The organism is Paraflavisolibacter caeni (assembly GCF_025628885.1).
Lineage (GTDB): Bacteria > Bacteroidota > Bacteroidia > Chitinophagales > Chitinophagaceae > Flavisolibacter > Flavisolibacter caeni.
Genome location: NZ_JAOTIF010000004.1, coordinates 1 through 25,790, shown reverse-complemented (window position 1 = coordinate 25,790; position 25,790 = coordinate 1). Strand labels below are relative to the sequence as shown.

Genomic DNA, 25,790 nt, shown 5'->3' with positions numbered 1-25,790 from the left:
AAGGCTGCTACATATTTGATTGAGATTGTATATAGAAAGTAGCAATTAAAGCTGTCCACCCAGTTTGGTGCGAGGCGCCCAGCCCTTTGCCGCTTTCGCCGTGAAAGTATTCGTGGAAAAGAAGGTAATCTTTAAAGTGTTCATCTTTTTGCATTTTTTCCGAATTGCCAAATACCGGACGCATACCATTGCTGTTTCGCTCAAAGATCCGGAATACACGACGGCTTAATTCATCAGCCACTTCGTTTAAAGTCATCAATCTGCCCGACCCGGTCGGGCATTCCACTTTAAAGTCATCACCATAAAAAATATAATATCGCCTTAAGCTTTCAATAACCAGCCAATTCATCGGTAGCCATATAGGTCCCCGCCAGTTACTGTTGCCGCCGAACATATTATTGTCGCTTTCACCAGGTATGTATTTTATCGTGGACGTTTTTTCGTCTCCGTTGAATTGATAAGGATGCTCTAAATGGAATTTAGAAAGGGAACGAATACCGTAATCACTTAGAAATTCATTTTCGTCCAATAAACGTTCCAGGGTCCTCTTCATCCTGAAGCCCCGCATCAGGCTGAAGAGATGAGTGCCATTTTTATTTACTGTATTCCAGTGTGCAACAAGGCTGGCTAAGTCAGGCCGGTTTTCCTCAAACCATTTTCTGCGCTTTTCAAAAAATTCATCTTGCTTGATCTCACTGTCCGCTACAGTTTCTACTACAAAAAGCGGAATCAACCCCACAAGACTTCTGACCTTTAGTGGTACAGACAGGTTACCGGGCAAGGACAACTGGTCGTAATAAAAGTTGTCTACATCATCCCATAAATTTTCTTCTACACCATTCATGGCACCGGCGATGTACAAAAAATGTTCAAAATACTTCGACGTTATTTCGGTATATGCGGGATTATGCCATAAAAGCTCGTGGGCAATACGAAGCAGGTTCAGTGCATACATGGCCATCCAACCAGTGGCATCTGATTGTTGCAGGTATTCACCGTTAGGCAATGGGCTGCTCCTGTCAATCACGCCAATATTGTCCAGCCCTAAAAAACCTCCTTCGAAAATATTATTACCCTTTGCATCTCTCCTATTCACCCACCAGTTAAAATTGAGCATGAGTTTATGAAAAACTTTTTCCAAAAACAATACATCCCCTTTGCCTTGATTGGCTTCCTTTTCAGCTTTGTAAATTTCCCAGGTGGCCATTGCATGAATTGGCGGGTTGCAATCACTGAAGTTCCACTCATAGGCCGGCAGTTGTCCATTGGGGTGCATGTACCACTCCGTTGCCAGGTACAATAATTGACTTTTGGCAAATTCCATATCTATCATGGCCAAGGTATAACAGTGAAAAGCCATATCCCAGGAGGCAAACCAGGGAAACTCCCACTTATCCGGCATCGAAAGAATTTCTTTACTGTGCAGGTGTTTCCAATCAACATTGCGTAATTGCAATCGATGCGGAGGAGGCGGAGGTTGCCCAGGATCTCCCTTGAGCCACTGGTGCACATCATAATAATAAAATTGCTTGTTCCACAACAGGCCCGACAGTGCCTGCCTTTTGATATTGATCACATCCGGATTTCTTTCACCTTTTAAAACTTCCTGATAAAAGGCATCGGCTTCGTTCTTTCTTTGGGTGAAGATGTTGTCAAAGTTTTCAAATGCGTAATCCGGATCCTGTGACAGCGACAAGCGAACAACAATATGTTCACCGGCAGGGATGGCCAGGTCGTAATTGAAGGCAGCTTTGGTACCTCTCTTTGCCGGATTAACGCTTGCGGAACCATGGATCAAATAATCGTTAATGCCATCTTTATAATACCCGGTGTTTCCATGATGCCCATACAAGCGAACGGTATTGGTTTCATTGTCGCAGAACAATGATCCAGGCAAGCCTTCACCATGAAGATAATATTGCCCCAAAGCCTGATGATCAGCTTCAATGGCCCCAGCACGACTGGAAGCTAATTGGGGCTTGTAAGTATCATACCCCCAGGCCCAGGTGTTCCGGAACCAAAAGGTGGGCAGTAGGTTGATGGCTTGCTCTCCGTTTGACCAGTTATAGATGGAAATCCGGATTAAAATATGTTGTGGCGATTGTTTAGCATATTCTACTACAATATCAAAATAATGATCGTCATCAAAAACGCCTGTGTCTACGATTTCAAATTCAGGGTGTTGCCTGGTTCTGCGGTGATTTTCTTCAAGGAGCTGGGTATAAGGAAAAAGAGCTTGAGAATATTTATACAACATTTTCATGTATGAATGCGTAGGCGTATTGTCCAGGTAATAATAGAGCTCCTTAACATCCTCGCCATGATTGCCTTCCGTATTGGTTAAGCCAAAATAGCGCTCTTTCAGAACAGGATCTTTTTTATTCCATAGGGATAATGCAAAACACAATAGCTGTTCGTCATCACAAATACCAGCAATGCCTTCCTCGCCCCAGCGGTAAGCTTTGCTTCGAGCCATATCATGTGTCGTATAATTCCAGGCATCGCCGTTAGCACTGTAATCTTCACGCACCGTCCCCCACTGCCGGTCACTGACATATGGCCCCCATTTTTTCCAATTTGCCAGTTTCATTCTTTCCTGTTCAATCGTCATCATTATGGATTTCACATTTATGAATAGACGTTCCCAAAAAAGTGTTCAGCATTTTGATGCATGATTATTATTTTGGAAAATATACTGGTTGCCACAGCCGGATTATGGTGTTTACTATTATAGCTAAGATACGAATAAGAGGCGCTAGGATGAAATGCCTTCGTCTCTCCCCTGCCGTTAATATTAGCTATTAAATTATTCTTTCTAGTTTCAGTTTTTTCAATTAAATTAGATAAGGACAAGATGGTAATAAATATCCTTGTCACCACAATTACCGAGGCCCCAGAATCAAGTCCCAATGCCCGGTATAGGAGGAATAGATCTATGAAACATACGCGCATCATCGTGTACCACTACGGCGGGCCCGATGAACTTCGGGTGGTTGAGGAAGAATGTCCTGAACCAAAGCCGGGTGAAGTGCGCGTGAAAGTACTTACTGCAGGAGTTTCCTTACCAGACATCATGATGCGCGAGGGTTTTCATCCCGAGACGCCCCGGCTGCCCTTCACGCCAGGATGGGATTTGGTTGGCGTGGTAGACCGGCTCGGTGATGGTGTCTTAGGAATAGAACCAGGCCAGCTAGTTGCTGCCCTACCCATCTTTGGTGCCTATGCGGAGTTTGTCTGCCTGCCACCACGTAAACTGGTCCCGGTGCCACCCGGCCTGGACCCTTCCGAGGCTGTCAGCCTTGTGTTAAACTACATCACAGCGTACCAGATGTTGCATCGTTCCGCAAAGGTCAAACCCGGCCAGCGCGTGTTGATCCATGGCGCAGCAGGCGGGGTGGGCACGGCACTCTTGCAGCTTGGGCGTCTCGCGGGCCTAGAGATGTACGGCACCTGTTCAGCGCGGGATGCATCGACTGTTTCCAATATGGGCGGTATCCCCATTGATTACAAGAGTCAAGACTTCGTTAAAGAAATTCAGAGGCTTACAGGCGATGGTGTAGATGCTGTGTTTGAAAGCATCGGAGGCACCCACACCTGGCTTTCCCGCAAAGCGCTTCGTCGCGGAGGAAAGGTCGTGGCTTATGGTCTTACAGGATCACTACGTGGGGGGCGATCGACTTTAGGTAGTCCAGGTCGTCGTCAACGCTTTCGTGCCATCGCCATCTTTGCGTGGTACATCGCTGTTAGCTGGCTGCTCCCTGGACGGAAACGAGTGGTCCCCTACAGCATACAGTGGCTTGAACGCCTGAAACCGGAATTCTTCAGACAAGATTTAAGCACTTTGTTTGACCTCCTTCTACAACAAAAGATCAAGCCGCTCATTTCGCAGCGCATGCCTCTTGCCGAGGCCAGACAAGCACAGGAATTACTTGGGAAGGGAGGTGTGACAGGCAAGATCGTGCTTGTGTGTAACGAAGCATCCCCTGAACCAGGAAGAGCATAACAATGGCTGCGGTTACCTTTCTCCCTTTTTCGATATTAAAGAGAAAGACTTGTTATGAAAAAGTTTGTAGCTGCAAGCCTCTTCATTACCGCTTTTTTGCTTCTTGGTTGTGAACCTGCCGCAACATTTGATAAACCTCAGCCTGCCGATGTAAAATCGTTGACATCTTTTCCCAGACGCTTACAGGGGAAATATATAAGCGCTAACCAGGCATCCGTAATCACCATAACAGATCAACTAATCACAAGACAGTACGATTTTGATGTCAAAGAACATAAAGACAATATTGGATCTTCCTACAAGTTGGTAGGTGACACAGTTGTTGATCAAACAGATGGAACAAAGGAAAAGGTTGTTGTAACAGACGACTCCATTATTTTTCATGCAAATTGGACAGACACTTTATTTAGTGTAACAACTAGGAATGTTATTAAGAAATTCAAAGGATACTATTTTCTGAACAAATACTATGGTGACAATGCCTGGGAGGTAAATAAGTTATCCCTTCAAAATGGTGTGTTGTCCGTTGGCAGCATTTCTGACATAGATGATATTCAGAAGTTAAAAGCAATAACAGAGACAACTAATGATACAATGGCTAAGCACTTTGCTTTGTCAAGGCGACAATTCAAAAAGTTTGTAAGGCGGGATGGTTTTAGTGAAGAAGAAACATTTGCGCGGGTTGAAGAAGATGGGATGTAGCGATTGGAGGTCTATAATTATAGCTAAGTAGTAATTTGGTGCTTTAAATGCAAATAGTTAACAGGCGGATGTACTGGGAAAGGAATAGGGATGGCTGATATTTTGGGAGGCATCTGGTCTGTTATACACCATTCTATAATCCTCAAAAATAAAATTAGTAACTTGTTTTTCTTTTTTATGTCAAAAGATCAGTTAAAACTTGAAATAAACCGGGTGCTAGATCATCTCTCAGATACTGCACTGAAGGAGCTTTTAGCTTTTTTGAAGAACTTGGAACAAAAGAATCTAAAGGATTTGGACCAGGATCATCTTCATAAAATTCTTTCAGAAGACAAAGAGTTACTTTCAAGACTGGCTCAATGATTACATTAATTCAGGCTGAAAAAATTCACAATATTCTAATAGATAGTTTTGGTGGTACAAAGGGGATCAGAGATCAAGGAGGTTTGATGTCAGCTCTTTCAAGACCCTTTCAAACCTTTGAAGGCAGCGATTTGTATATTACAGTCATTGAAAAAGCTGCCGCTCTGATAGAAAGTTTAATAAATAAGCACCCCTTTATTGATGGAAATAAAAGGACAGGTTATGTGCTTATGAGACTTTTGTTACTGGATAATGGCCGAGCATTATTTCAGGTTAGTAATCAGCCACTTTGATACTCCCTACATCCATAGGACATACAGAAGGGCTGAACTAAAATTGGCCGACGCCTTATTGAACCTTGCAAGTAAAGATGCATCGTTAGAAGCCTACCAACTCATTAGCGCTTTTCCAGAAAGTGAACTAACGCTCAATGACCAATTGTTCTATTTCTACCAATTGGCATCCTTGGTCTGTAATTCCTTAAATAAAACGTCTGAAGCAAAAGAACATGCAAGGCGGGCCATAAACCTGGCTCGCATAACAGAACCACAATTTTCAAGACACAAATCAGTGGGGCTTGGTCAGGCACTAGAACAGCAAATAAGTATATTAGAGAGTATCCTTCAAGAATAAATAAAAGGACATATTATCAATATTTGCTAACCGGATGCTACTTTGCACTTAGCTGTAGGTTTACAATACATTGTGATGATTTATGGTATTGAAGTGCTGTTGAGTTGGAAGGGAAAGGAAACGGAAACTTTACACACAGAGCTGGGAAGAGGAGACACAGAGAAAATTCGAAATAGTAGCATCCTGATATCAACAATGTATAATATCCGTACAGTTGCTGTATCAAAATCGCACAGTGCTTAACCGGTATCAATTTGACAAGGTCTGAATATCAGCTAGATAAGTTGGTGGTATCTCATTTGTTGATTTTTAGCTGCACCTCATTGAGCTCTTTCTTTTACTGCCTTAAAACATGCTTTTATGTTTAGAAATTATCTCACTATTGCTGTGCGCAACCTGTTGAAAAACAAAGTTTTTTCGGCAGTAAATATACTTGGGCTTGCCATAGGAATGGCCGCATGTTTTTTTGTCTTTCTTTATGTAAACTTCGAATCGAGCTATGACCGTTTTCATAAGAATGCAGCCAACTTATATAGAGTTACTATCAGCTACTCAGGGAGCTTTTCCAACCTACCCCCTATGGCCTCTAACCATCCGGCAGTAGGGCCTGCTATGAAGAATAATTTTCCGGAGGTGATTGATTTTACCAGGGCAGTAAATACTTCCTTGTTCGGCGGTGTAGTTGTATCGTACACAAACAATAAAGCAAATCCTGTTACTTTCAATGAAGATAAAATTCTCATTGTTGACGACTCCTTTCTTAGACTGTTTTCCTTTCCGCTTATCACAGGTAACCATAAAACTGCGCTGTCAGATGGGAACACAGTAGTTATATCCCAAAACACCGCCGCAAAATATTTTGGAAACGAAAATCCTATAGGCAAAACACTATTTATCAACCAACAGTTACCTCTTAAAGTAACTGGTATTATAAAAGAAGTCCCTGAAAATTCCCATATCAAATTCAATATGCTTGTTTCTTTTAAAACATTGGGAGAGAACTTCGGTTATGATAACTGGACCTGGCCTGAATACTATAACTATGTTTTATTAAAACCCGGTGTTGATATAAGAAAACTGGAAACAAAACTTCCTGCCTTTGTCAATAAATACCTGGGGCCAACGATGGCGCAGTTAAATTTTGGTTGCCAGTTGCACTTACAAAAGGTTACTGATATACATCTCAAGTCACACCTCATGAAAGAGGCAGAATCCAATGGTAGTGAAAAAGACATTTATTTCCTTTCCATCATTGGCGTCTTGATTCTCTTAGTTGGTTGGATCAATTATGTTAATCTGTCAACAGCAAAATCAATGGAACGTGTAAAAGAAGTAGGGTTGCGAAAGGTAATAGGCGCATCACAAGCACAATTAATTACACAGTTTATTTCTGAGTCTTTTATCCTTAACCTGATGGCCATTTTTATAGCAGCCCTCATTGTATTATGCTGTTTTCCTTTTTTCAGCAATTTCATAGGTAAAAATATAAGCCAAGAGTTTATCTCGTCTGGATTATTACAACAACCAAAGTTCTGGGCCATCGTTGTAGCCTTGTTTATTACAGGAGCATTTCTTGTAGGCGCTTATCCTGCATTTGTCCTGGTTCGTTATAAACCTGCCCTAGTGTTAAAAGGAAAGTTTTCTCAATCAGTAAAAGGGATTTTTTTAAGAAAAGCGCTGGTGACTCTCCAGTTTATTTTGTCTGTTCTTCTCATAGCTGGAACTATTGTCGTATATAAACAATTATCCTTTATGCGAAGCCAGCAATTGGGTTATAATAAAGATCAAATAGTAGTAGTCAAGGCACCTGTTAGTTCAGACTCATCCTTTGGCTCCAGGATTGTGGCCCTAAAAAATGAGTTGCTTAAAAATCCGTCTGTAACCGGGGTAAGTGGTTCTTCTGAAATTCCAGGCAAATTAATTATTGGCAGGAATTCGATCAGAAAAGCCAGTGTCGACAAGACCCATAACTTCATTACATTTATCCAGGAAACAGATGAAAACTTTTTGGACACTTATGAAATGAACCTGATCGCAGGCAGAAAATTTTTGCCAACCGATACTGCCAGCTTTTTTGCGCCAACACAATATCCCAAAATTATGGTGAATGAAGAAGTGGTTAGGGCTCTAGGCTTTGAAAGTAATGAAGCAGCCATCCATCAGCCCGTTATATTCAGCTATGGAAATGGAGAGAACAAGGGAGAAATAGTTGGTGTGGTAAAAAACTATCATCAAAGATCTTTGAAGGAAGTTTACGACCCGATCATTTATCTCCGTCCATCCGGGAACAATTGGAATTATATATCTATTCGTGTGGAAACAAAAAATCTGTCTCAGAATATTGCTTCTATTGAAGCTGTATATAAAGGCATTTTTACAGCCAATGTTTTTGAGTACTTTTTTTTAGATGATTTTTTCAACATGCAATACCAGGGAGATCAGCGGTTTGGGAAGGTGTTTAGTTTGTTCACCATACTCGCAATTTTTGTTGCTTGTCTTGGCCTTTTGGGTTTGAGCAGTTTTGTAAGCAGACTGCGCATAAAAGAAATAGGCATACGCAAAGTGCTTGGAGCTTCTGTTTATAGCATATTGGTTTTACTTTCAAAAGACTTTGTAAAACTGGTGCTCATTGCTTCTGTCATCGCCATTCCTATTTTTTATTTTGTATCGAACATATGGCTTCAGAATTATGCATTTCATATTAAGCTAAACTGGGTAATGTTTGTATTGCCGCCATTACTGTTACTGTTTATTGCTTTGATCACTAGTAGTATACAAAGCGTGAGTGCAGCACTAGCTAACCCTGTTGCCTCTATACATACTGAGTAGGTGACAGGAAGCCTCCGGCCTTTTAAGCACTACTATCCTGCTGAAATGCCAGACCAATTTTGCGCTCTTTTAATTTTTCTGATATCTCGGTAAGAATTAGCGGATCATCGATTGTAGAAGGTACTGCGTATTCAACACCGTCTGCAATATTGCAGATGATTTTACGAAGAATTTTGCCGGAACGTGTTTTGGGTAATCTTTTTACGATGGCTGCATTTTTAAAACAAGCGAGTGCACCAATTCTTTCCTTGATTATACTTACGAGTTCTTCTTCCAGCTTTTTTTCTTCTATGGTTGTGCCATCCTTTAGTAAAACCAATGCAACAGGACGTTGCCCCCGTAACTCATCCGCAATTCCTACTACAGCACATTCGGCCACAGAAGCATGCATGGCTACCAGTTCTTCCATTGCTCCCGTGCTTAAGCGATGACCTGAAACATTGATCACATCATCAATGCGACCCATGATGGAGAAATATCCATCAGGGTCTTTATGACCACCATCACCCGTTAAATAATAACCAGGAAAACGCTCGAGGTATCCCTTTATGAATCGTTCATCATTATTCCATAGTGTGAGTAAACAACCTGGAGGCATCGGTAATTTTACTACCACCGTTCCTTCTCGGTTTTCTTCCACTTGATGACCGTCTTCAGAAAGAATTTGTACATCGAATCCGCAAACAGGCATTCCTGCTGAACCGGCTTTGGCTGGCAATTGTTCAATGCCTGTCATGATGCCCAGCATAGGCCATCCGCTTTCCGTTTGCCACCAGTGGTCAATTACAGGGCGCTGCAACAAGTCTTTCATCCAGTAATAAGTGGGCGGATCACAACGTTCGCCCGCAAGAAACAACGTATCAAAATGGCTGAGATCATAAAGCTTCAATAATTTTCCCTGGGGATCTTCTTTCTTTATGGCACGAATGGCAGTGGGAGCCGTAAATAGACTTCTTACTTTATGTTGTTCTATCACACGCCAGAAGGCACCGGCATCAGGTGTTTTCACAGGTTTACCTTCATACATAATGCTGGTGCACCCCTGAAGCAGCGGAGCATATATCATATAGGAGTGACCTACAGCCCAACCTATATCACTCGCTGCCCAGAACACATCACCGGGATCAATATTATAGAAATAGGTCATGCTGAATTTTAGAGCAGTAGCATGGCCCCCATTATCCCTTATTATGCCTTTTGGCTTTCCAGTGGTGCCTGAAGTATAAAGAATATATAAAGGATCAGTTGATAGTAATGGAACATAATTGGCTGCAATACCACTCTCCAGCACATTTGTAAAATCAAGTTCATCTTTCCCGTTTAAAACATCATAGTCCGGGTGGCGCTGGAAATAAATTTTATAAGCAGGTTTATGTTGTGCCTGTTTGATTGCCTCATCAACAAGTGGTTTGTATGGGATCACCTTGTCAATCTCAATTCCGAATGATGCAGAGATGATCACTTTAGGCTGGGCATCATCAATGCGAATACTTAATTCACGCGGGGCAAAACCTCCAAATACAACAGAATGAATGGCCCCGATCCTTGCACATGCCAGCATGGCAATTGCGGCCTCGGGTATTACAGGCATATATATTACCACTGTATCGCCTTTGGTAATTCCAAGACTATTTAGGCCACCAGCAAATTTCGCAACTGCATTTTGTAATTCTGAGTAAGTGTATTTTTTTATTATACCAGTAACTGGGGAGTCGTATATCAATGCTGTTTGCTCACCTCTCCCCTGTTCTATTTGGAAATCAAGACACAGATAACAAGTATTCATTTCACCATCAGAAAACCAGCGATAAAAACCTTTTTCATTTTTACTTAAAATGTTTAAAGGCTCTTTAAACCATTTAAGCATGCGTGCCTGCTCTGCCCAGAATTTTTCTTTCTCATCAATGCTGTATTGATAAAACTCTTTATAGTTCATGGATGGCAAAAGTTACTTAAGGTTAATAAAATGGAAGAAAAAAGGTGACGGAATTCTATATAAAATTACGAAAGCAGGATGATCAGCCATTGGAACGTGAATTACAAACTGCCCGGCAGTTAAAGGTTCGTTGTTGTGAAGAGTGCCTGAAGCTGTTGACGAAATCCTACAAAAGCAAAGGCCGGTGTCGGTTCAGTCAATAAAAGTTCCACTGCTGATAGAGCATGTTAAAACCCAGCGGAAAGAAAGTACGTCTTTATCACTCACTTGTGCCTGGAACATGATTTAATTTTTGAACTGTAAATAAATTAATAACACTGCGGCCGCTGTCATCAAAATAAGTGTTGTGAACCCTATGAAATTGGATAGCCGGCTATTTGTATAACTCCCCATCACTTCTTTATTATTGCAAACGTGGAGTATAATGGCAATGAGTACAGGTGCTGTTATGCCATACAGAACCGCTGTATAAATTAATGCTTGTACCGGGCTTACTCCGGTAAGATTGATAAGGAGAGCAATACCCATCGAGATGATCAGCACAATATAAAACCCATGCGCTTCATGAAATTTTTTGTCAAGCCCTTCCTGCCAGCTAAATGTTTCAGAAATAATATAAGAAAGTGATCCGGCGAGTACCGGAACAGCAAGAAAACCTGTACCGATTACTCCTATCGTAAACAGTGTATAAGAAAGTTCACCGGTAAGTGGCCGTAATGCCAGGGCTGCCTGATCAACAGTATCAATCTTATGCAAACCTGCATTGAATAAGACAGAGCCGGTTGTAAGGATGATAAAGTAGAATACAAGATTTGAAAAGAATATGCCGGAATTCACATCCACTTCCATATCGTGAATAATAGTCTTGTCAACTATCAGTTTTCGATGATTCTTTTCTTCGACTTCCATAGCAGTTTGCCAAAAAAATAAATATGGTGAAATAGTAGTTCCAAGAATTCCTACCAATACCAAAAGAAAATCTTTATCAAATTTGAACTGTGGAATGAATGTATGAAGGATCACATCTACAAAGCCAGGTTTTGAAATAAACGGAACTATCAGGTAGCAGAACAAAACCAGGCATAACCATTTTAAAGTTGAAGCTATTTTGTAGTAAGGTAGCCAGATAACCAATACAACAATAACAATAGTAAATATAAAAGAAAAGGCAAAAGTTGGAATTTGAGGAACAATCATGTTAGCTACCGCACCCATCCCGGCAATATCTGCTCCAATGTTGAGCGTAATTGCTGGAAAACTAAATAAGACCAGCAGCCATAATATTGGCTTAGGATAATTTCTTTTGACAATCCCAGTCAAGCCGAGAGAAGTAACAAGTCCAATGCGAGCACACATTTTCTGGATAGATATCATTAACGGATAGGTAAGGATAGCCGTCCACAAAAAAGACAAGCCAAATTTTGCTCCGGCCTGCGAATAGGTTGCAATGCCCGATGGGTCATCATCACTTGCACCGGTAATTAATCCGGGCCCAAGTTTAGACCAGAAACGTTTAAACGATATTGTTCTTCTTTCTTTCATTTTTATTTTCTATTGCTTATAGCTACGACAATTATTAGTAAAAGAAATAATCCGGTTATTATATTAATCATTAAAGGGTTGCGGATTTAAGTTTTTATGAAACAGCCAGTAAATATTTGTAATTGTAAAAGTTAAGGCTACCAGTAAAGTTATTACAACAGAGTTTTTCTTATTCATAAAGAACAATAAGTTATATCTTAATAGTGTCCCTTTTAAAATTATCGCTGCAATACTGACGTAGATTATCTACCCTGTAACATCCAGGCAGATTGGAGAAGGACACAGTAGCTGCCCGAATGAAGGCCGGGGAATTGCAAGGGTTTGACGCGCTACTTGCCGACCCGGTCGATAGAGACCTTAAAACCTGGTGAACCGCAGTTACCTTTGTGCATTCTGCTCTTTGGCGGCAAATTCGGCCCTCCTGTGTTTAGTGTGAATGAATAAACGAAAGAAAAAATATTGGACACTTTATTATTTAATTTTCAACACTCTATGAATGGCAACAAAACGAGTTATCGGTATTAATGAAAAACTACCGCTTTTAGAAAGTTTACCGCTAAGTTTTCAACACCTCACTGCAATGTTCGGAGCAACCATTCTGGTTCCGATACTGATAGGTGTTGACCCCGCGATTGCATTGTTGATGAATGGAATCGGCACACTGATTTATATCCTGGTTACAAGAGGCGGCATTCCCGCCTACCTGGGTTCAAGTTTCGCATTTATCGCGCCGGCAAGTTTAATCATCAGTTCGGGCGGCGGACTTGCCCATGCCCAATCAGGATTTATCTTTTTCGGGATATTTTTTGTGCTGATATCTTTTGTTGTAAAGCTGTGGGGCATTCGTTGGATTGATGTAGTGATGCCGCCTGCCGTAATGGGTGCCGTGGTGGCCATTATCGGTTTGGAACTGGCACCCGTTGCTGTCCGGCAAGCAGGTTTGGCTCCCTGGCCAACCGATGCAGGAAAGGTGGTTGCCGCCTTTACGCCTGATACCAATACGTTGATTGTATCCATGTTTACGTTAGCTGTGGGCATTATCGGTATTGTCATGTTCAGAGGTTTTATGAAAGTGATCCCTATTCTTACCGCCGTGATTGCAGGTTATCTTCTTGCGCTGGGCATGAACATGGTGGATACCGCCAAAATCAGCGAAGCTGCCTGGTTTGCATTGCCGAAATTCGGCGCGCCTGTTTTTGATTTGAATGCAATTGTGATCATTGCTCCTGCCTGCATTGTAGTGCTGGCGGAACATATCAGTCACTTGATTGTAACAGGAAAGATTACCGAAAACGACCTGATGAAAAAGCCCGGATTGCATCGGTCCTTACTGGGCGACGGAATTAGCAATATTGTATCGGGTTTAGTGGGTTCTCCGCCCAATACAACTTATGGCGAGAACATCGGGGTAATGGCTATTACCCGTGTGTATTCCGTTTGGGTTATTGGCGGCGCGGCTCTACTGGCCATTGCGTTTTCCATGATTGGCAAAGTGTCAGCAGCTATTTCAACCATTCCTACGCCGGTTATGGGCGGCATCACCATGTTGTTGTATGGCGTAATAGCCGTTCAGGGTTTTAGAATGTATGTTGAACAAAAAGTTGATTTCAGTCGCAACCGCAATATGGTGCTTGGCGCGCTCACTTTCGTTGCGGGCATCAGCGGCGCAGGCATCCAAATTGGAACCGTTGAATTGAAAGGAATGGCGCTTGCTGCAATAGTCGGTGTGGTGCTTTCGTTGATATTTTGGCTGTTCGACAATTTGGGATTGCTGAATAAAGAATCTTAGCATTTGTAACCGAAATGCTTAGGACGTGGGACTTTCTTTTTCCACTGAAGACGTTTTATTAGTCCCCACAGATAATCATCCGAGACCGAAAATCCCAGTTCCTGCTCCACTTCCTCTCGGATGTTGCCTCGTTATTATGTTTTCAAGTGATCCAAAAGTTATAGATTTAAACTATTGAATCATAGAATTAACTGATTTCAGCTATTTGCCAATTGTACTTATTTTGCAATATCACTACATTTCATCCAGGTACTGTAGTAGCTGTATCCCTCCGAATTAAATAATAAAAAAATTATGGACAAAAATTCGCAAGACATCAGCAAATGCCCTTTTCACAACGGAGCTATGAAGCAAGCCGTTGCCGGAGAAGGTACCAGAAATCGCGACTGGTGGCCCGATAAACTAAATGTGGGCATCCTGCGCCAGCATTCTTCCTTATCGAACCCGATGAATAAGGATTTTGATTATGAAGAAGCATTTGAAAGCCTCGATTATGAAGCACTGAAAGCCGACCTGCATGCACTTATGACCGACTCACAGGATTGGTGGCCAGCCGATTTTGGCCATTATGGTCCTCTTTTCATACGCATGGCCTGGCATAGTGCCGGCACTTACCGTGTATTTGACGGCCGTGGAGGTGGCGGCATGGGCCTGCAGCGTTTTGCACCCCTCAACAGCTGGCCAGACAATGTAAGCCTTGATAAAGCCCGCCGGTTGCTGTGGCCCATCAAACAGAAGTACGGTAAAAATATTTCGTGGGCCGACTTGATGATCCTTGCGGGTAATGTAGCCCTTGAAAGCATGGGCTTCAAAACTTTTGGTTTTGCCGGTGGCCGTCCCGATGTATGGGAACCTGCCGAAGATGTGTATTGGGGTTCTGAAAATACCTGGCTGGGCAATGAAGACCGCTATTCGAAAGGCGTAGAAGGTGTGGTGGCTGAGCACGGTGTGTTGTCGTCTGATGAAAACGCCGCTGGTAGCTTTCACTCCCGCAACCTGGAAGAGCCGTTGGCTGCGGCACACATGGGTTTGATTTATGTGAATCCCGAAGGACCGGACGGCAATCCCGATCCAATTGTGGCAGCGCGTGACATCCGCGTCACCTTTGGCCGTATGGCAATGAATGATGAAGAAACCGTAGCCCTGATTGCCGGTGGTCATACGTTTGGCAAGACACACGGCGCGGCCTCCTCCGACCATGTAGGCAAAGAACCCGAAGCGGCCGGCTTAGAACTGCAGGGCTTTGGCTGGGCCAACAGCTTTGGCTCAGGTAAAGGTGCCGATACCATTACCAGTGGTTTGGAAGTAACCTGGACCAGAACGCCCACAAAATGGGACAACAACTTCTTTGAAAATTTGTTTGAATTTGAATGGGAGTTGACCAAAAGCCCCGGTGGCGCCCACCAATGGGTAGCCAAAGATGCCGGCAACATTATTCCCGATGCACACGATCCTTCCAAAAAGCACCGCCCCACCATGCTGACGACCGATTTGTCGTTAAGGCTGGATCCGGAGTTTGAAAAGATTTCAAGGCGATTTTTAGCAGACCCCGAAGCCTTTGCCGATGCATTTGCCCGTGCCTGGTTTAAGCTCACCCACCGCGATATGGGACCGAGAGCCCGCTATCTGGGACCGGAAGTGCCGGATGAGGAACTGATCTGGCAGGATCCCATCCCGGCAGTAGACCATCCGTTGGTGGATGAAAATGATATAGCCACATTGAAAGAAAAAATTTTTAGTACAGGATTGAGTATTTCCGAATGGGTATCCACTGCCTGGGCGTCTGCTTCTACTTTCCGAGGTTCAGACAAGCGTGGCGGTGCCAATGGTGCCCGTATCCGCCTGGCGCCGCAAAAAGACTGGCAGGTGAACAACCCCATTCAATTGGCGAAGGCTTTATCAGTGTTGGAAGGCATTCAGAAAGAATTTAACGAAGCAGCCGAAGGGGGCAAGAAAGTATCCCTTGCCGATTTAATTGTGCTAGCAGGATGTGCTGCTGTAGAAAAGGCGGCTAAGGATGCCGGTTTTGACATTGCTGTGCCTTTCACTCCAGGCCGCATGGACGCTTCGCAGGAGCAGACCGATGTGGAATCCATTAAATACCTGGAGCCAATGGCTGACGGCTTTAGAAACTACCGTAAATTTCATGCCTTTGCCTCCACCGAAGCCATGTTGATTGACAAGGCGCAACTATTAATGCTTACGGTGCCAGAGTTAACGGTCTTAATTTCGGGTATGCGTGCCCTGGATACCAATTATGATGGCTCAAAGCATGGCATATTTACCGATAGGCCAGGTGTATTGACTAATGACTATTTGATAAACCTGCTGGACATGAACACCGCCTGGAAAGCAATGGGCGAAGACAAGGAAATGTATCTCGGTACAGACCGGAAAACAGGCCAGCCGAAATGGACCGCTACCCGTGCCGACTTGGTATTTGGTTCCAACTCCGAACTCAGAGCCGTTGCCGAAGTGTATGGCAGTGACGATGCAAAGGAAAAATTTGTAATAGATTTTGTGACTGCTTGGGATAAAGTGATGAATTTAGATCGGTTTGATGTTAAAAAGAAGTAGGCTGGCAAAAAGTAAAAGTTGAAACAAAAGGCAGCGAGTTCCACTGCCTTTTGTTTTATGTCATCAAGAAATTAGACAGATGCCTTTCAACCACAAATATGTTGTCATTTCACTATTTCACTACGGCTGCGACAGTTCCGGGCTGACAAACTACCTGCTTTCCTTGTTTACTCTTCCGGTAAACATCCTTTCATCGTTTGCATATACGTCTACTATATATCTTCCCGGAGGTAAGGATGCGATACTATACGTAAAAATGCCCTGCTTTACTGATTCATATTCGTGCAGCTGTTGCAATATACCATCAACTGTTATTTTAACAGTAAGCTTTGCAGCTTTACTTAACAGAACATCCAAATCAATCTTGTCTCTTGTACGTCTTGGATACATAGAAAATGCTCCGACGATTTTGCTGGTATCTAATTTATATTGAGCGGATGCATCTATGAAAGTTGTTTCGCCTTTGCCACAATCGCTTTCTACTATGTGTACTAAATTTCCATTCATATCAGTTAACCTTAAATAGCCATCGCCTTGTCGCGGATTGGCCCAAAACTGTAAGCCATCACCAGCAGTATCCTGTAAAATCAACGCATATTTTCCTTCTTTTAATTGTAAAGTGTCTGCATAAATTGTACTGGGTTTTACATCAGCTGGCAGTTTTTTAAACAATGTATCGCCGGAAGCATTTATCAACAAAATCGTATTGTCCTGCGGGTTATTATTGGTTTTATATTGCACAATCATTTGTTGCGGGAATTGTTTTGGTGCCATAAAACTGCTGGTCATACTGTTGTCGCCAGTCCATGCATCTGCTTTACCATTAGGTTTGCTGATGGTAACTGAAAATTTATTCTCTCCGGGCCTGGCATAAATTTCTCCGGGTAATACAACCAATGCAGTTTGATTAAAAGTTAAATTACCTTTCCAGATATAACGTTTTTTTGCAAAACCAACTGTTCCGTACTCAATCTGCAATGAAGTCAAATTATTGCTGCCTACATTACGAACCAGGATTTTTGCTTGGTCTATTGCGGGGTTTAACCTGGCATATTGCTGTTTATTAGTAGGTGCCCAAATTTCTTCTATCGCAGCATCATATTTCTGTTGAGGAGCAGCATAAAAAAACAGATAAGAGCCTATATGTTCATAAGCCTGGATATTTCCCGTTGCCGTATAGGGTTGCATAAAAACAGATGCTTCATGTTTTCCTGCCTGAATGGGAACATCAATAACATCGGGCTGTTGCAAATCGCCGGGGCACCAGTATGCCCTGCTGTAAATCCATGTACCCCCTTGAGGATATAAAGGATTTACGCTGCAATCTTTCCAGAGATTCCTTTGGTCTACCACATTTTGATCGATCATTATCTTGCGCCAGCGAGTGCAAAATTCGCTACACTGGCGAGGTTGATCGGCACCGTGCCCGGTATGCTGAATCCTGATACGATTGATAGCAGCGCCTTGGGGAACAGTATATTGAACAGGTAATAAAGAAGCGGTGATGGGCTGTTTGTCATCGCCATATTTATATTTATCATTCCACAAAGGAATCATACCCATCGGCTTTACAATTTCAGGTCCGTAAGTAATGGCAAAATCAAGGGTTAAAGCCCATCCAACCGATACAGGTTCGTAGCCGGTATGTAAATATTCTATTTCTACACTATCTTGTAATAAAGACTTAAAATCAGTAACATCTACTTCCCATTGCCATTGCCATCCTTTACGGTAAATACTTCCATAAGGCGTTAACATTCTTCCAATTTCTATATGCTTGTCTGCACTGTCTTTACTTTTGACTCTTCTAATATTGATATTATCGCAATAGTCCCAATGTGCAGTAGGAATTGAATCCGGTGAACCCAATGTCAACAGCATCTTTACGGAGCGAATCTTTTTACTATCCTTTGGAAAAACACCCCATTGTTTGTAAGAATTTTCACCTTTTGAAGGATCGGTAACTATGGTTACCCGGTTATGTGTTATTACATGATCCATAACGGGTGATTGAGCCAAAGCATTGTGGATATTAAAACAGAGCATCAGAACACATAGCAGGCAAAAACGTTGTAACATATCTTCTATTTGTATTTTATTTACTTTTATTTTCCGCTGCTCTTTTTGCCAGTTTTTCCCTGTATTCCTGAATCATAGCGACCTGTGAATCGATCGTTTTGGTTGATTGATTGGTACTGATGGCATTGGCTCGTATCTCTTTTGCAATTTCAAGGGCCTGGTCAAAGTGGAAATTTCTCCAAAGTATATAAAAATAAGTATCCAGATACTTAGGATCACGTTTTCTTTGTAAAAGGTCTTCCATCCATTTGATTCCTGCCACTCCCTCGTCAGCTTTGCCGACACAGTTGCCCAACAAGCTTGTTAGTGCAATGGTATAACTATCATTGTTCTTACCGTATTTTTTCAAAAAAGCATCCCCTCGTTTCATGTATTCGTTGACGTCAATATGGCCAGTGCTGTCCATGACCTCAAAGGCACTATAAAACATATCAAACTCTTCGTAAAAGGGATAGTTTTTAGCTTTAAACCTGGCCTTTGCGCTGTAATATTCTTTCAGATTCTTTGGCTGGATCATGTTCTTCAGGTACCACAGATAGGAATCGGCTATATATTTATCGATTTGCGCGCGGCCAACGGACTTGTCATATTTCTTCCGGTTTTCCTCGATATAGGTAAATACCGGTGAGAAAGGCACTGGCTTTACATATTGAGTCAATTCGAACGTACTTTTTTTAGATTTGTCTTTATCTGTCAGATCATTGAAGTAAATAGCAAAATCATTATTTAGTTTTTCGCCCCGGTAAGCTGTTTTCAATGCCTTGAAATATTTGGAGACAAATTCCTCTTGCCTATTTCCGGCGTTCCATTCTTTAATCAGTGAAAACAGGTTGCGATCAGGATTCAGTGCAATTTTACCCAATTCTATAAATTGTTCGGCTGAAGAAGACCCTGCAGCAGAATGAAGGAGCTCTCCGTTTTTATCAAGATACATCAACGTAGGATAAGCGTTGACCTGATATTTCTTTCCAAGCTCTACCCCTACTCCATTATCATCACACTGAACCTTACAGCTAATGAATTGCTTGTTGTAAAAGCTGCCTACTTTTTCCAAAGGAAATACTTCATTAGACATGGTCTTACACGGACCACACCAGGAAGTATAAAAATCTATAAACACAATCTTATTTTCCGCTTTTGCTTTTACCAGCGCGGCATCCAGGTCATGCATAAACTCAATACCCTGAGCATGCAACATAAAAGGACTACAAGCCATTCCCAATAATATAACAGGAATAGCTTTAATTCTATTAAGGTCCATTTAAACTAAAATTTAATGGTGATTAAGTAAAGGCTGCACATTAATATGATATCATACAGATGGAATGCTACAACTGAAATAACTCGGCCAGTTTCTTTTCCAATGCTTCACCTCTTAGGTTCTTCGCAATGATTTTACCGGTTGGATCCAACAGAAAATTTTGAGGAATGGATCTAATGGCATAAAGCTGCGCAACTTCATTGTTCCAGTATTTCAAATCAGAAACCTGCGGCCATTTTAACCCATCCTTCTCAATGGCTTTTATCCAATTCTCTTTTCCCTTCTCATTGTCGAGGGAAACACCCAAAATTTCAAATCCCTTTTCATGATACTTCGCATAGGCTTTAACGACATTGGGATTTTCAACCCTGCAAGGACCGCACCACGATGCCCAAAAGTCCACCAGCAAGTATTTGCCCCGGAAGCTGGATAATTTTACCATATTTCCAGAAGGATCATTCTGCGTAAATTCAGGAGCCATCGAGCCAATTGAAGTGGCGTTCAATTTATCAAGCAGTACTGCATATTCTTTTCCTGCAGTACTGTTTTTCACAGACTCTGAGAAAGACTCAAATAAAGGAGCAACGACTGCAATATCCGGAGTTGCTCCACCAAACCTTTTTAAGGCATCCAAACTGACGATTGTGTTCGGATGTGATTTAATAAAACCTACATAAGCTGCTTTCTGCTCTTCATCAATAGCGTTATACTTCTTGTCCAATACAGCTCTTACTGATGAGTCCTTCTGCTTATCGGGTGGCAGGGCGAAATAATCAGCCATGAAGGCGGCCATCTTGTCTGAGGAAGGTTTTAATGCCTGTGTAAGCTTTTCATTATCGACATTGATCTTACCAGATATCTTAGCAGTGGTGAGCGAGTCTTTACTATTTATTTTGATACGGGTGGCTTCCAGGTAAAAAGGCCGCCTATGCACAAGCTTTCCTTTGGTTCCGGTCCCCAGGTAATTTAAAGTAATCACTCCTTGTACCGGTTCATCAATAGCACCCTTGAATTCAAATACACCGTTGGTAACAGCCGAAGAATCTGTAACACTGCTATTTGCCTGGCGATAGGTAAGGTATGCCGTCGCTGGTGCATTTACCTTTCCTATTTTCCCTTTAATGGAGAATTCTTTTTGTTGAGCAATCAAGGCGCAGGGCGCTAATAATGCAAGAGCAATTAAATTTCTTTTCATATGTTTATTCTTAGCGAAAGGTTATTTTTATGCCAGTTACAAACAACTACAATTTTGACATATAGTGATGCTTTTTTTGCAATTGAAGGTGAAGATGTAATTTTAAAACTATGGAATTAAAAGGTCTTCTAAAAACACAGGCATATATTAACGGCAAGTGGGTTGGTGCAGCTAGTGGGAAAACTTTTGATGTTACTAACCCGGCAACAGGCGAGATCATTGCGGCGATACCTGATATGGACCGCAGTGATGTACAGAAGGCCATTGATGCAGCTGATGCTGCCTGGCCGGCTTATAGAGATATGACGGGCAAGGAGCGGGCAGGTATCATGCGCAACTGGTTTAACCTGATGATGGAAAATAAGGATGAACTTGCTTACCTTATGACAATTGAATCAGGGAAAGTGATGACAGAAAGCCTGGGAGAGGTGACATATGGTGCTTCTTTTATTGAATGGTTTGCAGAAGAGGCCAAACGGGCTTATGGAGACGTTATCCCCCAACATACAAGAGACAGGCGCCTTGTGGTGATCAAACAATCGGTGGGTGTGGCTGCAGCGATTACTCCCTGGAACTTTCCTTTGGCAATGATCACGCGTAAGGTTGGTCCCGCCCTGGCGGCAGGCAGTCCTGTTATCGTGAAACCACCTTCTGAAACACCACTTACAGGATTGGCTATATCTTACCTGGCAGAAAATGCAGGATTTCCTCCTGGTGTTTATAATACAGTAACCTCTACGAACAGCAGCGAAGTCGGTAAAGAATTTTGTGAAAACAAAAAAGTCCGTAAACTTTCTTTTACAGGTTCTACACCTGTAGGAAAAATATTAATGAGCCAATCGGCTCCAACATTAAAGAAACTTTCCCTTGAGTTAGGTGGGAATGCGCCTTTCATTGTATTTGATGACGCAGATATTGATGCGGCTGTAAAAGGTGCACTGATATCGAAGTATCGTCATAACGGACAGACTTGCGTATGCGTGAACCGGATACTGGTACAGGACAAGGTATATGATGAGTTTGTCGATAAGTTTACACAAGCTGTACAGGGCTTAAAGTCAGGTAATGTGCTTGACAAGGATGTACAGGTTGGGCCGTTGATCAATGAAAAAGGGTTGAATAAAGTAAAAGAGTTTATCAAGGATGCAGTAGATAAGGGTGCCATCATCACTACCGGTGGAAAAGGTACAGGAGGATTGTTCTTTCAACCAACAGTGCTTGCCAACGCTACCCAGGAAATGATCATAGCACGTGAAGAAGTGTTCGGCCCTGTGGCTCCTATTTTCCGTTTTCATACAGAAGAAGAAGCGATCCAGATGGCCAATGATACAGAATATGGTCTTGCCTCCTATTTCTACAGCAAGGATGTCAACCGCTGCTGGCGCGTGGCAGAAGCTTTAGAATACGGTATGGTGGGCATCAATGAAGGTATTATTTCTACAGAAGTGGCACCGTTCGGAGGAATGAAGGAATCCGGCTTTGGAAGAGAAGGATCAAAATATGGAATGGATTATTTTATGGAGATCAAATACCTGTGTTATGGTGGGGTCAAGTCATAAATATTGGAATTTACATGCTTAGATGCAGCTTCACCATTAAGGGAAACCGTATTGAAAGTGTACAACAATGCTTAATAGGCGCTTGTCATTAAAGCTTAGTTACATGGGCAAAAGTTTGAAGTATGAATTCTTTGTAATTAAACAGGCTCTTGTTTATACATTATTCCACTTACAAACAAATAGAATAATGAAGGGTTAAATCAGATTCTGAACCTTGCCCGTCCATCACAAATAACATTGGCAGCATACTAAATGTTTGTAAATTTAAAGTAATCCTTTCCTGTAAAAATTGCATATACCTTGTGCTTTATGGAGTTTTTGTGGTTGTGTCAATAGCATTACCACAATTTAAAATGATACGGATATGCAACAAACCACTGCCGATCATACAAGAGCCAGGTGCACTTGTTTATTGCTGCTGCTTCATTTATTATTCATCAACGGGTTTGCCCAGACGAAAATTAATGGACAAGTAATTGATGGGAATGGACTACCCATATTCAATGCCAGTGTTTTATTGCTCAACTCCAAAGATTCATCCCTTGTTAAGGGATTTATCACTCCAAAAAACGGTCGTTACTCTTTTGATAATATCAAACCTGGTGTGTACCTGATCTCCTCAACCTTTTCAGGTTATAAACAAGTGTACACGCCTCATTTTACAATAGAAAGCACAAAAACTGAGTTCAATGTAACTGCTTTAAAATTAACAGAAAAAGAAGTGCAACTTTCAGGAGTAACGGTTTCTACAAAAGTGCCTTTATACGAACAAAAGATGGATCGGATGGTGATCAACGTTGCTGCAAGCATTACCTCATCAGGCAGCACCGCATTAGATGTCCTGGCCCGTTCCCCGGGTGTGATTGTTGATTACCAAAATAATTCCATTTCCCTTAACGGTAAGGATGGAGTCGTGTTCATGATCAATGGAAGGATCAGCCGCATGCCTATGGCCACTATTGTACAAATGCTGGCTGGTATGTCGTCGAGTAATATTGAAAAGATTGAACTGATCACCACACCACCTGCCAATTTTGATGCAGAAGGCAATGCGGGCTACATCAATATTGTATTGAAGACCAATACACAATTCGGCACTAATGGCACATATACGTTGATGGGAGGCTATGGTAAAGGATTGTTATCTTCCGGCAGCATCAACTTCAATCACCGGAAAGCCAAATGGAACTTATATGGCGATGGCTCTGCTGCGGTCAGCAATATTGTACAAAGTATGGATTTCTACCGTAAAGTTTCCAATAGTGGCAATATCATTGAAAGTAAAATAACAACAGACCGGGAAGCTAAAATATCAAATGTCAATGGCAGGATTGGACTGGATTATTATGCTTCCAAGAAAACGGTAATTGGTGGCTTAATTACTGGAAACTATAATAAATGGTATGTGGAATCAGATAACAACAGTTATATATCGTTAAATCAAAAGTTGGATACGATTATTCAAATTGCAAATATAGAGTCCCATCCACTACAGAACTATACGGCTAACATGAATGTACAGCATAGCATCAATGCAGACGATAAATTTACTGTCAATCTTGATTACATATATACCAAAGACCGGAATCCATCAGATTATGTAAATACGTATTTTGATGAATTATGGAATTATTTATTTACAGAAAAGGCAAAGAGTGATAAATATACGCCTTTAAGGTTCTGGGTAGGTACTGCAGACTATACAAAGAAATGGAGCAAGAAAATAAGCATGGATGCTGGTATAAAAGGTACATTTTCTAAATTCACCAATGATGTGAATGTTGAGAAAACTGTAGATAATAACTGGGTTAAAGACGAAAGCCTAACCGCTATCTACGATTTAAAAGAAAATATAAGTGCAGCATATACTACGTTCAGTGTGAGTTTGAGTGATAAAACAAATGCAAAGATCGGCTTGCGTTATGAGTATACTAATTCCAACCTAAACTCTGCTACTGAAAAAGATATTGTAGACAGGCATTATGGAAAATTATTTCCCAGTTTCTTCCTATCACAAAAGTTAGATGATAAAAACGCGCTTAATTTTTCATACAGCCGAAGAATTACAAGGCCTTCCTTCTGGAACCTAGCGCCTTTTGTACTTTTTGTTGATCCCAATACTTTTTTTTCAGGGAATCCAGCATTACAACCTGCTATTTCAGATGCTTTGAAATTCGATTATCTTCTTAAAAAGTGGATCTTTTCTATTGCATACACTTATGAGTCAAGGCCCATTACCAATTTTACTCCTAAAATAGATTCTATCAGCAATAAACAAACCCTTGCCGCTGAAAACCAGAGAAATAAACAAACTCTTGCTTTGACTTTTTCATTACCAATTACCATCAACAAATGGTGGAATATGCAAAACAACATTATTGGAACCTTTCAACAACTGAATGGGGTTTATAAAAGCGAGCCATTTCAAATCAGGCAAAAAGGTTTCAATATAAGTTCTATTCAAAACTTTACATTACCCAAGAACTTTTTTATAGAACTGAGGGGATTTTATCAATCAGCAGGCGTTTTTGGGATTTATAAAGTAAAGTCATTTGAAATTTTTGATTTTGGGATTCAGAAAAAGTTCAATGATAACAAGGACAATTTAAAGTTTGCTCTTAATAGTATAACAGGAGCACCCGTATTTAAACCCAGTGCCAATTTACCAGAGCAAAACCTGGTGGTGCGGGGTGAGCTTCAATTCTGGAATAGAAATTTCAGACTAACCTACACTCATAATTTCGGTGATCAAAAATTAGCGGCCAAGAGAGAGCGTAAAACCGCATCAGAAGAAGAACAGGGCAGACTTGCCAATTGATGATTCATCAATAATGTAGGGCAATAAAGAAGGCCATGTATAGACATACACGGCCTTTGTACTCGCCATTTGCTTATCTGTCATTACACCCTGAATCTATTTGAAGGACAGGCGCCTTCCTCAGCCTCAGTGGCCGGTGTGGAAGATAAAGCCCACATTAAGGCTCAAAAAGGACTGCCCATCCAGTTCATCATTGTTGAAATTCGCATAATACTTGCCCCCCACCATCAAATCCATACCCGAGGGCCCCTTGATCCTTACCCCCAACTCCGGCCGCAGGCAAAACTGCCAGGTGTTGGTGGTGATGCGATACAACCCAAAGTCGGTAGCCCGGTTGGTATAAGTCGTGCCCAGGCCCGCCCCCACATAGGGCATCAGCATGTCATTATTGGTATGGGGGTAATACTTGGCCCCCACAATAATGGGTACCGAGTTGGTGTAGCGGTACTGCACCCCCGAAATGGAGGCCGTCTTGTCGGTATAGACCTTGTCTTCGACCCGCTC

General features: G+C 41.9%; 15 protein-coding genes. 8 read left to right on the top strand and 7 right to left on the bottom strand.

Features of this window, described 5'->3' with window-relative positions; translation table 11 throughout:
• Positions 1-7: 7 nt before the first annotated feature.
• Positions 8-2,614, bottom strand: coding sequence for an MGH1-like glycoside hydrolase domain-containing protein (locus OCK74_RS07760; RefSeq protein ID WP_279296452.1), 2,607 nt, complete (start codon positions 2,612-2,614; stop codon positions 8-10).
• Positions 2,615-2,935: 321 nt separating this feature from the next.
• Here OCK74_RS07760 and OCK74_RS07755 point away from each other — a divergent pair, with 321 nt between their 5' ends.
• The 4 genes from OCK74_RS07755 (at position 2,936) to OCK74_RS07740 (ending at position 8,530) form a co-directional block, all read left to right on the top strand.
• A complete protein-coding gene (locus tag OCK74_RS07755; protein WP_279296451.1) occupies positions 2,936-4,003 on the top strand; it encodes a medium chain dehydrogenase/reductase family protein in 1,068 nt (355 codons plus the stop codon).
• Positions 4,004-4,057: 54 nt separating this feature from the next.
• Entirely contained in the window at positions 4,058-4,705 is a 648-nt protein-coding gene (locus tag OCK74_RS07750; RefSeq protein ID WP_279296450.1) for a hypothetical protein, read from the top strand.
• Between the two features lie 359 nt (positions 4,706-5,064).
• The gene (locus OCK74_RS07745) at positions 5,065-5,361 is read left to right on the top strand and encodes a type II toxin-antitoxin system death-on-curing family toxin (RefSeq protein ID WP_279296449.1); all 297 of its coding nucleotides are present in this window, start codon (positions 5,065-5,067) and stop codon (positions 5,359-5,361) included.
• 700 nt (positions 5,362-6,061) lie between these two features.
• The gene (locus OCK74_RS07740) at positions 6,062-8,530 is read left to right on the top strand and encodes an ABC transporter permease (protein ID WP_279296448.1); all 2,469 of its coding nucleotides are present in this window, start codon (positions 6,062-6,064) and stop codon (positions 8,528-8,530) included.
• 22 nt (positions 8,531-8,552) lie between these two features.
• Here OCK74_RS07740 and OCK74_RS07735 read toward each other — a convergent pair whose 3' ends face one another.
• Positions 8,553-10,466, bottom strand: a complete 1,914-nt coding sequence (locus OCK74_RS07735) for an AMP-binding protein (RefSeq protein WP_279296447.1) — start codon at positions 10,464-10,466, stop codon at positions 8,553-8,555.
• Positions 10,467-10,751: 285 nt separating this feature from the next.
• Positions 10,752-12,008, bottom strand: a complete 1,257-nt coding sequence (locus OCK74_RS07730) for an NRAMP family divalent metal transporter (RefSeq protein ID WP_279296446.1) — start codon at positions 12,006-12,008, stop codon at positions 10,752-10,754.
• A gap of 496 nt (positions 12,009-12,504) precedes the next feature.
• Between OCK74_RS07730 and uraA the strand changes: the two genes are divergently transcribed.
• Both uraA and katG read left to right on the top strand, forming a co-directional pair.
• Positions 12,505-13,797 (top strand): uracil permease, encoded by a 1,293-nt coding sequence (gene uraA, locus OCK74_RS07725; protein ID WP_279296445.1) that lies wholly within the window; start codon positions 12,505-12,507, stop codon positions 13,795-13,797.
• A gap of 294 nt (positions 13,798-14,091) precedes the next feature.
• Positions 14,092-16,374 (top strand): catalase/peroxidase HPI, encoded by a 2,283-nt coding sequence (katG, locus tag OCK74_RS07720; protein WP_279296444.1) that lies wholly within the window; start codon positions 14,092-14,094, stop codon positions 16,372-16,374.
• A 150-nt stretch (positions 16,375-16,524) separates the two neighbouring features.
• Here the strand turns inward: katG and OCK74_RS07715 are convergent, their stop codons facing one another.
• From OCK74_RS07715 to OCK74_RS07705, 3 genes are all read right to left on the bottom strand, one after another.
• Complete coding sequence (locus OCK74_RS07715) at positions 16,525-18,375, bottom strand: peptide-N-glycosidase F-related protein (RefSeq protein WP_279296443.1); 1,851 nt, start codon at positions 18,373-18,375, stop codon at positions 16,525-16,527.
• 94 nt (positions 18,376-18,469) lie between these two features.
• Complete coding sequence (locus OCK74_RS07710; RefSeq protein WP_279296442.1) at positions 18,470-19,714, bottom strand: thioredoxin family protein; 1,245 nt, start codon at positions 19,712-19,714, stop codon at positions 18,470-18,472.
• A gap of 67 nt (positions 19,715-19,781) precedes the next feature.
• Entirely contained in the window at positions 19,782-20,909 is a 1,128-nt protein-coding gene (locus tag OCK74_RS07705) for a redoxin domain-containing protein (RefSeq protein WP_279296441.1), read from the bottom strand.
• A gap of 110 nt (positions 20,910-21,019) precedes the next feature.
• Between OCK74_RS07705 and OCK74_RS07700 the strand changes: the two genes are divergently transcribed.
• Both OCK74_RS07700 and OCK74_RS07695 read left to right on the top strand, forming a co-directional pair.
• Positions 21,020-22,468 (top strand): NAD-dependent succinate-semialdehyde dehydrogenase, encoded by a 1,449-nt coding sequence (locus tag OCK74_RS07700; protein ID WP_279296440.1) that lies wholly within the window; start codon positions 21,020-21,022, stop codon positions 22,466-22,468.
• A gap of 364 nt (positions 22,469-22,832) precedes the next feature.
• Positions 22,833-25,286, top strand: a complete 2,454-nt coding sequence (locus OCK74_RS07695; protein ID WP_279296439.1) for an outer membrane beta-barrel protein — start codon at positions 22,833-22,835, stop codon at positions 25,284-25,286.
• Positions 25,287-25,412: 126 nt separating this feature from the next.
• On the opposite strand, the gene OCK74_RS07690 is transcribed toward OCK74_RS07695, so the two are convergent.
• Positions 25,413-25,790, bottom strand: a 378-nt coding sequence (locus OCK74_RS07690; protein WP_279296438.1) for a hypothetical protein, incomplete at its 5' end; no start/stop codon positions are given.

Bases quoted from the DNA above. Each gene is read 5' to 3' on its own strand.
- OCK74_RS07760 (WP_279296452.1), bottom strand. From the start codon at position 2,614: ATGATGACGATTGAACAGGAAAGAATGAAACTGGCAAATTGGAAAAAA.
- OCK74_RS07755 (WP_279296451.1), top strand. From the start codon at position 2,936: ATGAAACATACGCGCATCATCGTGTACCACTACGGCGGGCCCGATGAA.
- OCK74_RS07750 (WP_279296450.1), top strand. From the start codon at position 4,058: ATGAAAAAGTTTGTAGCTGCAAGCCTCTTCATTACCGCTTTTTTGCTT.
- OCK74_RS07745 (WP_279296449.1), top strand. From the start codon at position 5,065: ATGATTACATTAATTCAGGCTGAAAAAATTCACAATATTCTAATAGAT.
- OCK74_RS07740 (WP_279296448.1), top strand. From the start codon at position 6,062: ATGTTTAGAAATTATCTCACTATTGCTGTGCGCAACCTGTTGAAAAAC.
- OCK74_RS07735 (WP_279296447.1), bottom strand. From the start codon at position 10,466: ATGAACTATAAAGAGTTTTATCAATACAGCATTGATGAGAAAGAAAAA.
- OCK74_RS07730 (WP_279296446.1), bottom strand. From the start codon at position 12,008: ATGAAAGAAAGAAGAACAATATCGTTTAAACGTTTCTGGTCTAAACTT.
- uraA (WP_279296445.1), top strand. From the start codon at position 12,505: ATGGCAACAAAACGAGTTATCGGTATTAATGAAAAACTACCGCTTTTA.
- katG (WP_279296444.1), top strand. From the start codon at position 14,092: ATGGACAAAAATTCGCAAGACATCAGCAAATGCCCTTTTCACAACGGA.
- OCK74_RS07715 (WP_279296443.1), bottom strand. From the start codon at position 18,375: ATGGATCATGTAATAACACATAACCGGGTAACCATAGTTACCGATCCT.
- OCK74_RS07710 (WP_279296442.1), bottom strand. From the start codon at position 19,714: ATGGACCTTAATAGAATTAAAGCTATTCCTGTTATATTATTGGGAATG.
- OCK74_RS07705 (WP_279296441.1), bottom strand. From the start codon at position 20,909: ATGAAAAGAAATTTAATTGCTCTTGCATTATTAGCGCCCTGCGCCTTG.
- OCK74_RS07700 (WP_279296440.1), top strand. From the start codon at position 21,020: ATGGAATTAAAAGGTCTTCTAAAAACACAGGCATATATTAACGGCAAG.
- OCK74_RS07695 (WP_279296439.1), top strand. From the start codon at position 22,833: ATGCAACAAACCACTGCCGATCATACAAGAGCCAGGTGCACTTGTTTA.